Below are 10,401 nucleotides of genomic sequence, written 5' to 3'. Positions count from 1 at the left end.
GGCGCGGTCAGGAGCGTATACCCCGTTACACCTGTTGAGACGGCGCCTCGATCCGGCTGGTCAGGGCGGGCCCGTCGACCCCCGCCCTGCGGAGCACTTCGGCGGCCCGGTTCCCGGGGTCGGCGGCGAGCCCCGCGAGCAGGTCCAGACCGCGGACCCGCGGGTCCCCGCGGTGCGCGGCCCGTTCGAAGGCGCCCGCGAGGGCGGTGGCGGCCGCGGGCGACCAGCCGGCGGCGTTCTCGGAGCCGCGCAGCACGGGGAGGGCGGAGCCGGTGTCCTCGACGGAGCGCTGCCAGCGCAGCCCGTAGCCGATGGAGCGCTGGACGAGGTAGCCGAGCACCCGGGCGCGCTGCCCGCCGTCGAAGGCGGCGGCGACCTCGGGGTCGGCCTCGACGAGGGAGTGCAGGAGGTGGGCGGTGTCGATCTGCCGGTCGCCGTCCCGCAGGGCCCGGCGCCGAGCGCCGGCCAGCGCTGTCATCAGCTCCACGGTCAGCCGGTCCTCCGGCTCGGCGCGGCGCGCCGCGGGGAGCGGCCGGGGCACCCGGGGCACGGGGGCGCGGCCCGAGGGGGGAACGGGACGGCCGGGCACGGGGCCGCGGGGAGCGGGGTCGAGAGGGCCGGGAGCTTGCACCCTTCCACCTCATCAGCCGCGGAGGCGCGGGACATCCCCGGCGAGAAGCATGTGCGCGTCCCACCGGGGTTGGGGACGGGCGGCCGGTTCCTCCTCCTTGCGGATGAGATCGCGCGAGTCCGCCCTCGGGGGCGCGCGCCGCCTTGCGTCGCGCGGATCCGTCGGGCCGAGGACAGGAGCCGAGAACTGACGGTTCATCAGTATTGAATGTTCACGCCGCTGCGGCTACGTTCCGCGACACCGAAAGCCGGACTGGTACGCGTGAAGGGGTGGTCCCATGGCCGAAGTCAGCGCGGAGGCACGGATCGAGGCACCGGCCGAGAAGGTGTGGGCACAGCTCACCGACTTCACGTCGTACGGCGAGTGGAACGCCACCCACACCAACTTCCCCGACGGTGGCCCGGCCACCCTGGAGGCCGGCGCCACCTTCGCGGAGAACATGAAGCTCATGGGCTTCCCCGCCGAGGTGACCTGGACGGTGGAGGAGCTGGAGACGGCGCGGGTCCTCGCCATCCGCGGCAAGGGCCCGATGGGCGTCGTCGTCGGCACGCGCTACTCCCTCACCGCCGACGGCGGGGCCACCACCGTGCGGATCGACGGGGAGTTCACGGGTGCGGCCGTCTCCCTCATGGCGGGCAGGCTCAAGGACTCGGCGACGGCGGCCCTGACCGAGTCACTGCGCAAGCTCGCCGGCCTGGTCGCCTGACCGCAGCGTTCCGTACGGCGAGGGGCCCCCCCGCGCTCCCCCCCCGGGGCCCCCGCCCCCCGCACACCCCCACCGGAAGCGTCCCCACCCGGAAGGTCCCCCCCCCCATGCCCCGCATACCCCTGGGCCGCGCGGCCCTCGCCGGCCTCGGCACCCTGGCCGTCATCGCCGCCGCCGTGCAGCCCGTCAGTGCCGCACCCCGGACCGCCAGAGCCGAGGGCCCCGTCGCCCACGCCTTCAGCGGCGCGGCGGCCGAGTACGGCGTCCCGCGCGACCTCCTGATCGCCGTCGGCTACAGCGAGACCCACCTCGACGGCCACCACGGCCTGCCCAGCCAGGCGGGCGGCTACGGCGTGATGCACCTGGTCAGCAACCCCGGCCGGCACACCCTGGAGCTGGCGTCCCGGCTGACCGGCGACACCGCACGCGAACTGCGCACCGACACCGCCGCGAACATCCGGGGCGGCGCCGCCGTCCTGCGCTCCTACGCCGACCACGCCGGACTGAGCGCGGCCGAGCGGCGCGACACCGACACCTGGTACCCGCTCCTCGCCCGGTACGGCGGCGCCACCGACCCCGCCACCGCCCGGCTCTACGCCGACACCGTGTACACCTTCCTGGCCAAGGGCGTCACCGCCCGCGCCGAGGGCGGCGAGAAGCTGACCCTGCCCGCCCGGAAGGTCGCCCCCGAGCGCGGCAGCCTCGCCCCGGCCGCGCAGAGCCCCGACTACCCCTCCGCCCTCTGGGTCCCGGCCAACCCGGCCAACTACGCCGTCGGGCGCACCGCGGCGATCAGCAAGGTCGTCATCCACGTCACCCAGGGCTCGTACGCCGGGACCATCAGTTGGTTCCAGAACCCGTCGGCGCAGGTCAGCGCGCACTACGTGGTGCGCTCCTCGGACGGCCAGATCACCCAGACGGTCCGCGAGAAGGACACCGCCTGGCACGCCCGCTCCGGGAACGCCGGCGGCGTCGGCATCGAGCACGAGGGGTACATCGACAACCCGAGCTGGTTCACCGACGCGATGTACCGCTCCTCCGCCGCGCTGACCGCCTCCATCTGCGCCCGCTACGGCATCCCCAAGGACCGCGCGCACATCGTCGGCCACTCCGAGGTGCCCGGCAACGACCACACCGACCCCGGTCCGAACTGGGACTGGACCTACTACATGCGGTTGGTCGGCGGCAGCACCGGCGGCGGCGAGGTCCAGCTCAGCTTCCCGTCGTACGACACCCTGCGCTCCGGCTCCACCGGCGCCCAGGTGTCGGCCGCGCAGTCGCTGCTCAACGCGCAGGGCTTCGACGCGGGCACCGTCGACGGCAGCTTCGGCACGAAGACCACCTCGGCCGTCACCGCCTTCCAGCAGGCCCGCGGACTCGGCGCCGACGGGGTGGTGGGCGCCCGTACCTGGACCGCGCTGCTCTCGGCCGGCACCACGCCCGCGCTCAGCCAGGGCAGCACCGGCGCCGCCGTCCAGCGGCTCCAGCGGGCCCTGACCGCCGCGCTCGGGCGGACGGTCACGGCCGACGGCGACTTCGGCCCGGGCACCGAGCAGGCCGTGCGGGACTACCAGACCAGCCGCTCGCTCGGCGTCGACGGCCAGGTCGGACCGGCCACCTGGGGCGCGCTGCAGGCCGGACGCTAATAGCCTGGGAAGAACCGTGCGGGGGGAGCCGCCCGTACCTTCCGATCCAGGACCTTCCGATCCAGGTGGGGGGCCTTCGGAGCATCGCCCATGACCACTACGCGCACCTACCGACCCGACCGTGCCACGGACCGTCCCGCCCTCGGTTCCGCCGCCGACTGGGGGCTGCTGCTCATCAGACTCACCTTCGGTCTGCTGATGGCGGGCCACGGGGCGCAGAAACTGTTCGGGATCTTCGGCGGCCAGGGGCTGACCGCGACCGGCAAGGGGTTCGAGAGCCTCGGTTACCGGCCGGGGAAGGTCTTCGCCGCCATCGGCGGGCTGTCCGAGCTGGTCGGCGGGCTCGGTCTGGCCGTCGGCCTGCTGACCCCGCTGGCCGCAGCCGCACTGATCGGAGTCATGATCAACGCGATGGCGCTGGTCACCGGCCCGGGCGGCCTGTGGGCGTCGGACGGCGGGGTGGAGTACAACGTCTGCATCGCCGTGGTCGCCCTGGGCGTCGCCGCCATCGGCCCCGGCCGGCTGGCCCTCGACCGGTTCTTCCCCTGGGGCCGGGGCGGCTGGTGGCCGGCCGCCGTCGCCCTCGGCCTGGGCGGCATCGGGGCCGCGATCACGCTCAACCTCTAGGCGGCACGGTTGAGTTGCCGCCGTACGTGACCGGTCGCGTACGGCGGCTCACCAGGCGTGGCTAGCCGACGATGGCCACCGGGGCGTCCCACGCGTTGCGGTCCACCGTGATCGTGTAACCGCCGCGCGACTCCTTGCTGTTGACCATGTACTGGTGCGCGCGGCTGTGGTTGGTGAACGCCTTGGGGTCCCAGGGCCAGTCGGCCGTGGTGGTGTTCTGCTGGTCCCACAGCGCGTACCAGAGGTTGCCCGGCAGATCGGTCTTGTCGGTCGCCGTCGCCACGGCCTTCGCGCTGGAGCTGGTGAAGCCGTAGTAGCCCGCCCGGTAGACGTTGCCGCGCAGCGTCTTGGTGAAGGAACGGACGTACGTCAGCACGGCGGTGTTGCACGCCTTGTCCGCGGTGTCGTACGGCTCCATGTCGAGGTAGATCGCGCTGCCCGCCTTCATGCCGAGCGCGGACGCCTTGGCCACCGCGTCCTTGGCGTCCGTCACGCCGAGCGAGGCCGCGTTGGTGGTGGTCATCTTCTCCGGGTTGGCGCTCTTCTGGCAGGGCGGCTGGGCGCCGACGTAGAGCGGGATCAGCTTCCAGCCCTGGGAGTTGACCGTCTTCACCCAGGACGCGGTGAGGTTCGGCTGGGCGCAGCCGCGGTTCTTGCCGCCGATGTAGACGGCGGCGGCGCCGTAGAAGCCGGTCTTCCACGCCTTCATCGCGGCGGCGGACGGCGCGGTGCAGGTGTCGAAGGCGCGGCCGGTGAACGTCTTCTGCGCGGGCCAGACGGTGGCCGCGCTGGACGCCTGTGCGGCGAAGCCGGCCCCGGCGACGACCGCGGCACCGGCGGTGGCCCAGGCGATGTAACGACTCTTCTTGGACAGCCGATGGCTGGACATCCCCACCCCAGATGCTCATGCCCCACGGCGCGCGGACGGCGCGGCTCGGGGCGGACGACGTGACCTCCGGTACGGCGGTCGCCCGGTCGCGGGCCCGCGGGCGTACGAAGTGAGAGCACTCTAATGCACGGGGTGTGCGCGGGGTTTGTGTGCCCGGTGTGCCGGTGCCCCGGCGATGGGGCCGGGGAACGGGGTGATCGCATTCTTTTCGCCGGGCGGGCTTGGGGCGGTCGCGTTCTGGGCACCGTCCTCCTACCGGTGTTCGGTGTCGGTGGGGAGGAGGGTGACGTGGAGCGTCAGATTCGAGTGCGGGTCAGTCGTCGGCCAGCGGCTCCGCGGGGCCAGGAGATCGACCGCAGGACGCCGTCGGGGCGCGTTCTGCCGTACTGAGACCCCGGCGCGGGTCTCAGGCGGCCAGCGGGGCCAGGACCAGGGGGGCGATCCGCCCCTCCACCATCTCGCCCAGGCCCTGCACGGCACAGATGTCGGGGCGTTCCGCGATGTGCACCGGGATGCCGATGGCCTCCTGGAGCATCTGGTCCAGGCCCGGCAGCAGCGCGGTGCCGCCGACCATCATGATGCCCCGGTCCACCAGGTCGGCCACCAGGTCGGGCGGGCAGTCCCGCAGCACCTTGCCGATGCCGTCGAGCACGGCCAGCAGCGGGGTGTGGATCGCGTCGCGCATCGCGGCGGTGTCCACCCGTACGCTGCGGGCCAGGCCCGTGGCCACGTCCCGGCCGTGGATCTCGGTGGACGCCGGGCCCTGCGGGGTCAGGCCGTTGTCCGACAGGGCGATCTGCAGCGGGCGCACCGACTGGCTGGGCAGCATCAACTCGTGCTCGTGCCGCAGGTGTTGCACGATCGCCCGGTCCACCGCCTCACCGCCCACCGGAATCCGCTCGGCGGTGACGATCGAGCCCAGCGACAGCACCGCGACCTGGGTGGCCGCCGCCCCGCACACCATGATCATGGTGGCCTCGGGGTGTTCCACCGGGAGCCCGCAGCCGACGGCCGCCGCGATCAGGGTGTCCACCAGCTCAACTCGGCGCGCCCCGAGCCCGACCAGCGTCTCGATCGTCGCCCTGCGGGCCAGCGGGTCCGCCTCGTGCGGGGTGCAGGCCGCCGCGCGCAGCCGGGGCTTGCGGCGCAGGGCGCGGCGCATCCGGTCGCCGATCAGGTGCCGCAGCATGCGCTGCGCCATCTCGATGTCGACCACCGTGCCACCGGACACCGGCCGCACCACCCGGATGTACTGCGGGGTGCGCCCGGTCATCTGCTCCGCGAAGTCACCGACCGCGATGAGCGCGCCGGTACGGGTGTTCACGGCCGCCACCGAGGGCTGGTCGACGACGAGTCCGGCGCCCTTCACATAGACGCGGGTGCGGGCCGCGCCCAGGTCGACGGCGAAGTGGCAGCGGCTCAACTGCTCCAGGCTGACGGTCACGGCAGTTCCTCCCGAGTGCGCTGACCATGGGCGGGCCGCCGGTACGGCGGGCCTCACTGGAATCCTGCGCGGGCACCGGCGCGGGTGCCTTCTGGAGGGGGCCGGGCGGGGCGCCGCTGAATGGGGGGTTTCGGCGGCACTGTGCCGTGTCGGGCTGGCCCTCGGGGGCCGGGGGTGTCAGCGAGTCCGGGGTGTCAGGGGGCCGGAGGTGTCAGGGGGCCGGAGGTGTCAGCGGTTCCGGGGGTGTCAGCGCCCGCTTCATGATCTTGCCCATGTCGTTGCGGGGGAGCGCCGGCAGCAGGTGCAGTACGCGGGGCCGCTTGTGCGGGGCCAGCCGGGCGGCCACATGACCGGCCAACTCGGCTAGAACGGGCGGGCTTTCGGGGTCCGACGGCACCACCCAGGCCACCACACGCTCGCCCAGGTCCGCGTCCGGCTCCCCGGTGACGGCCGCCTCCGCGACCGCCGGGTGCTCCAGCAGCGCGTTCTCGATCTCGTCCGCCCCGATCTTGTAACCCCCGCTCTTGATCAAGTCGGTGGCCTTCCGGCCGACGATCCGTACGTACCCGTCGGCCTCGCGCACGGCCACGTCCCCGGTGCGGAACCAGCCGTCGGCGGTGAACGCGGCCCCGGTCGCGTCGGGCCGGTTCAGATACCCGGTGAACAGGTTCGGGCCGCGCACCTGGATCTCGCCCACGCTCTCCCCGTCCCGCGCGGTCATCTCGCTGCCGTCCTCCTCCACCAGCCGCAGCTCCACCCCGGGCAGCGGTACGCCGACCGTGCCTGCGCGGGCCTCGCCGTCGACGCGTACGGAGGTGTTCATCAAGGTCTCCGTCATGCCGTACCGCTCGATCACCCGGCGCCCGGTCGCCGCCGCGATCCGCTCGTGGTCGTGCACGGGCAGCGCGGCCGAGCCCGACACCAGCAGCCGGGCCCGGCCGAGCGCCTTCGCCAGCTCCGGGTCGGACGGGAGGGCCTCGGCCAGCCGGTGGTACATCGTGGGTACGCCGAACACCATGGTCGCGCCGTCGTTCAGCTCGCGGGCCACGCCCTCGGGGGAGAACCGGCCCAGGTGGCGCACCGAGCCGCCGCGCCGGAGCGGGCCGAGGACGCCCAGCACGAGCCCGTGCACATGGAACAGGGGCAGCCCGTGCACCAGCACGTCGTCCCCGGTCCACCGCCAGGCGTCGGCCAGCGCGTCCAGGGTCGACGCGAGCGCCCGGCGCGGGACGACGGCACCCTTGGGCGGGCCGGTGGTGCCGGAGGTGTAGACGATCAGCGCCGGGTCCTCGTCGGCGTAGGTGTCCTCGGGCACCGGCCCGGTGCCGGAGACCTCCAGCCGGGGCAGGCCGGCCAGCACCGGGGGGAGTTCGGCGCCGGGCGCGGTGAGCACCAGTGCCGGGTCGCTGTCGGCGAGGATGTGCGCCAACTCCCCGTCGCCCGACTTGGGGTTGAGCGGCACGGCGGCCGTCCCGGCGAGCAGTGCCCCGGTCACCGCCACGGCGGTCTCCAGCTCGGGCGTCGCCCACACCGCGACCCGGCCGAGGCCCACGAGCCGCCCGGCCACCGCCCCGGCGGCGGAGGCGAGTTCCGCGTACGACAGTGACCGGGCGCCGAAGCGCAGCGCGGTCCTTCCGGCCGTCCGGGGGTCCGTCAGGGCGGGGAACAGGGAGGACACGCGGGACTCCTTCGCTGCCGGGTACGACAGCACCTTCCTACCCCACGGGCGGCACCACGTCCCCGACCACGCAGCTCACGTTGTCCGGCCCGCCCGCCGCGTTGGCCGCGTCGACCAGCGACCGTACGGCCGTCTCCGGGTCCGGGGCGGCGGCGAGCAGCTCCCTGATGCGGGCGTCGGGGACGACGCCGGTGAGGCCGTCCGAGCAGAGCAGGTAGCGGTCGCCGGGGAGTACCTCGTGCAGCCGGAGGTCCGGGTCCGGGTCGGCGCCGAGGACCTTCAGCAGCAGCGACCGCTGCGGGTGGCTCTCGGCCTCGGCCGGGGTCAGCCGGCCCTCGTCCAGCAGGGACTGGACCACGCTGTGGTCGTGGGTGATGCGGAACAGGCCGCCCTCGCGGAGCAGATAGGCCCGCGTGTCCCCGATGTGCACCAGGGCCAGCCGCGACCCCGTCCACAGCAACGCGGTCAGCGTGGTGCCCGCGTCCTCGGCCCCCTCCGTGACATCCCGTACGGCATCGCCCGCGCCCCGCACGGCGTCGGCCAGCAGGTTGAGCACGTTGCCCGGTCGCGGCCCGTCCTCCTCGTCCAGGAACCGCAGCGCCTGGACGGCGGCCCCGCTGGCGGGAGCGCCCGCCGAGCCGAAGCCGTCGGCCACGGCGAGCAGCCTGCGGCCGGCGTAGACGGTGTCCTGGTTGGCGGGGCGGACGTGCCCCCGGTCGGTGTGGGCGGCGCAGCGCAGTTCCAGCATGGTGGGTTCCTCTCCCGGTGGTGTCTCGGTCAACTGGTCCACGAGGAACGCGGCGAGATCCCGCCGCACGGCCGTCTCCGCCTCGACGCGCGCCCAGTACGCCCGGACCTCCCGCGCCGCGTCCGCCCCGGTCAGGGCGCTCACCGCGCGGATCTCGGCCAGCGGCATGCCGAGCCGCCGCAGCCACGCCACCAGCCTCGCCCGCTCCAACTGGGCGACGGCGTAGTAGCGGTAGCCGGTGTACGGGTCGACGCGGGCGGGGCGCAGCAGGTCCAGCTCGCCGTAGAGCCGCAGGGCCTTGGGGGAGAGCCCGGAGGCTTTGGCGAACGCGCCGATGGTCAGCAGGTCCATGTGTATTCCGGCTCCGCCGGGAGCTGGGTCATCTGGATTCCCTTCGTGAAGAACCAGTTCCTCGCTTCGCCACCGATGCTGGGGCTTCACCGAAGGGGAAGGTCAACAGGGGTGTGGCGGTTCCGGGGCGGTTGCTAGCCTCGCGATCGCCGAGCCCGCGCAACGACCAGGGAGCCCACCGTGCCGCGTATCGCCCTCGCCACCTACGACCCCGGCACCGCGCCCAGCAAGGACCCCGACCTGGCCGGTCTCGTCGCGGAGTTGCGGGCGGCGGGCGCCGACGCGGAGGCCCGGTTCTGGGACGACCCGGACGCCGACTGGGCCGGCTACGACCTCGTCCTCATCCGCTCCACCTGGGACTACCCCTGGCGCACCGCCGCGTTCCTGGCCTGGGTGGACCGGGTCGACGCGCTCACCCGGCTGCTCAACCCGGCCGACGTGGTGTGCTGGAACATCGACAAGCGCTACCTGGGCGATCTGGCGTCGGCCGGTGTGCCGACGGTCCCCACCCGCTACCTCCCGCCCGGCGCCGAGCCGGACCTGCCGGCCGGGCACGAGTACGTGATCAAGCCCGCCTCGGGCGCGGGAGCCCGGTACGCGGCCCGGTACACCCCCGAGGAACGCGAGCTTGCGGTACGGCAGTTGGCGCACATGCACGCCGAGGGCCTGACCGCGATGGTGCAGCCGTACATGCGCGGCGTCGATCAACACGGCGAGCGGGCCCTGCACTTCTTCCGCGGGAGCCTGCTGCACGCCAGCCGCAAGGGCGCCGTCCTCGTCTCCGGCACCCCCTTCGACGCCGAGAAGACCGCCCATCCGAGGCTGGAGAAGTGGCAGCCGACCGCCGCCGAACTGGACGTGGCCGGGCGGGCGTTGGCGGCCGTACCCGGCGGCGCCGAGCGGCTGCTCTACGGCCGGGTCGACCTCATAGACGGCGAGGACGGACAACCCTGCGTGCTGGAGCTGGAACTCATCGAGCCCAACCTCTTCCTCGAACTGCACCCCGAGTCCCGGCCCCGGATCGCCCAGTTCATCATCGAGGCTGCGAAGGGAAGTTGAGGCTCAGTTCCGCAGGGCCGTGCGCTGGAGCAGTCCCCAGGTGAACTCGGCGGCCATCTCGTGCCGTACGCCGTCCCGGTCCGGCGCGGTGAAGGCCAGTGCCTGGCGGCTCGGGGCGGTGCCCTGGACCGGGCGGGCCGGGGCGAAGGCGCGGGCGACCTCGTCGAGGGTGCAGGACCAGGGAGTGAGGTCCTCCAGCGTGGTCAGCTCGGGCGCGGGGGCGTCCGGGGCACGCACCAGCCACTCGGCGAGGACCGCCCCGCCCGGACCGGCCAGCAGCTCGAAGCGCAGGTCCGGCCAGAGCGGCAGCGCCCACCGCCACGCCTCGCACTCCAGGTCGCCGACCCGGCGCGGCTCGACCGACTCCGGCTCGCCCAGCACCGCCCGGTACCGGGACACGGCCGGGCGTGACCTGGGTGAACGGGCCATCGCCTGCCAGTGCTTGTTGGCCTCCCGCATCTCGGTCGCGGAGGCGCCGAGCCGCCTGCGGGCGTCCTCGGCCAGCTCCGGGTTGTGGTCGGCCATGCGGCGCAGCAGCACCAGGGAGAAGTCGATCGCCATGTCTTACATGGTGCCCGGCAGGCGGGCGACCGTTGCCCGCGCGACCCGCGCTGACTAGCCT

Annotated in this window: 10 protein-coding genes; 4 read left to right on the top strand and 6 right to left on the bottom strand. The window is 73.9% G+C overall.

What is annotated here, in order from left to right; all coding sequences use genetic code 11:
* Positions 1–25 precede the first annotated feature (25 nt).
* Positions 26–550 (bottom strand): Clp protease N-terminal domain-containing protein, encoded by a 525-nt coding sequence (locus ACZ3HQ_RS24975; RefSeq protein WP_467514163.1) that lies wholly within the window; start codon positions 548–550, stop codon positions 26–28.
* Positions 551–908: 358 nt separating this feature from the next.
* On the opposite strand from ACZ3HQ_RS24975, the gene ACZ3HQ_RS24970 reads away from it, so the two are divergent.
* From ACZ3HQ_RS24970 to ACZ3HQ_RS24960, 3 genes are all read left to right on the top strand, one after another.
* Complete coding sequence (locus tag ACZ3HQ_RS24970) at positions 909–1,337, top strand: type II toxin-antitoxin system Rv0910 family toxin (protein ID WP_467514161.1); 429 nt, start codon at positions 909–911, stop codon at positions 1,335–1,337.
* A 107-nt stretch (positions 1,338–1,444) separates the two neighbouring features.
* Positions 1,445–2,983: an N-acetylmuramoyl-L-alanine amidase gene (locus ACZ3HQ_RS24965; RefSeq protein WP_467514160.1), complete on the top strand. Its 1,539-nt coding sequence runs from the start codon at positions 1,445–1,447 to the stop codon at positions 2,981–2,983.
* A 90-nt stretch (positions 2,984–3,073) separates the two neighbouring features.
* Entirely contained in the window at positions 3,074–3,610 is a 537-nt protein-coding gene (locus ACZ3HQ_RS24960; RefSeq protein ID WP_467514158.1) for a DoxX family protein, read from the top strand.
* 61 nt (positions 3,611–3,671) lie between these two features.
* Here ACZ3HQ_RS24960 and ACZ3HQ_RS24955 read toward each other — a convergent pair whose 3' ends face one another.
* The 4 genes from ACZ3HQ_RS24955 to ACZ3HQ_RS24940 all read right to left on the bottom strand — a co-directional run bounded on the left by ACZ3HQ_RS24955 (position 3,672) and on the right by ACZ3HQ_RS24940 (position 8,720).
* A complete protein-coding gene (locus tag ACZ3HQ_RS24955) occupies positions 3,672–4,499 on the bottom strand; it encodes a glycoside hydrolase domain-containing protein (protein WP_467514157.1) in 828 nt (275 codons plus the stop codon).
* 406 nt (positions 4,500–4,905) lie between these two features.
* Positions 4,906–5,943, bottom strand: coding sequence for a rod shape-determining protein (locus ACZ3HQ_RS24950; protein WP_467514156.1), 1,038 nt, complete (start codon positions 5,941–5,943; stop codon positions 4,906–4,908).
* A 211-nt stretch (positions 5,944–6,154) separates the two neighbouring features.
* Positions 6,155–7,621, bottom strand: a complete 1,467-nt coding sequence (locus tag ACZ3HQ_RS24945) for an acyl-CoA synthetase (RefSeq protein ID WP_467514155.1) — start codon at positions 7,619–7,621, stop codon at positions 6,155–6,157.
* A gap of 37 nt (positions 7,622–7,658) precedes the next feature.
* Positions 7,659–8,720, bottom strand: coding sequence for a MerR family transcriptional regulator (locus tag ACZ3HQ_RS24940; protein WP_467514154.1), 1,062 nt, complete (start codon positions 8,718–8,720; stop codon positions 7,659–7,661).
* 180 nt (positions 8,721–8,900) lie between these two features.
* Here ACZ3HQ_RS24940 and ACZ3HQ_RS24935 point away from each other — a divergent pair, with 180 nt between their 5' ends.
* Positions 8,901–9,779 carry an ATP-grasp domain-containing protein gene (locus ACZ3HQ_RS24935; RefSeq protein WP_467514153.1) on the top strand — a complete coding sequence of 293 codons (879 nt, stop codon included), beginning with the start codon at positions 8,901–8,903 and terminating at the stop codon, positions 9,777–9,779.
* A gap of 3 nt (positions 9,780–9,782) precedes the next feature.
* Here ACZ3HQ_RS24935 and ACZ3HQ_RS24930 read toward each other — a convergent pair whose 3' ends face one another.
* Positions 9,783–10,340: a hypothetical protein gene (locus tag ACZ3HQ_RS24930; protein ID WP_467514152.1), complete on the bottom strand. Its 558-nt coding sequence runs from the start codon at positions 10,338–10,340 to the stop codon at positions 9,783–9,785.
* Positions 10,341–10,401: the final 61 nt, after the last annotated feature.

It is taken from the genome of Streptomyces sp. NPDC018263 (assembly GCF_055562575.1).
This window is presented reverse-complemented; position numbering and strand designations above follow the sequence as displayed.

Coding starts and splice junctions, on each gene's coding strand:
- ACZ3HQ_RS24930 (WP_467514152.1), bottom strand. CDS start 10,340: ATGGCGATCGACTTCTCCCTGGTGCTGCTGCGCCGCATGGCCGACCAC.
- ACZ3HQ_RS24940 (WP_467514154.1), bottom strand. CDS start 8,720: ATGGACCTGCTGACCATCGGCGCGTTCGCCAAAGCCTCCGGGCTCTCC.
- ACZ3HQ_RS24960 (WP_467514158.1), top strand. CDS start 3,074: ATGACCACTACGCGCACCTACCGACCCGACCGTGCCACGGACCGTCCC.
- ACZ3HQ_RS24965 (WP_467514160.1), top strand. CDS start 1,445: ATGCCCCGCATACCCCTGGGCCGCGCGGCCCTCGCCGGCCTCGGCACC.
- ACZ3HQ_RS24955 (WP_467514157.1), bottom strand. CDS start 4,499: ATGTCCAGCCATCGGCTGTCCAAGAAGAGTCGTTACATCGCCTGGGCC.
- ACZ3HQ_RS24970 (WP_467514161.1), top strand. CDS start 909: ATGGCCGAAGTCAGCGCGGAGGCACGGATCGAGGCACCGGCCGAGAAG.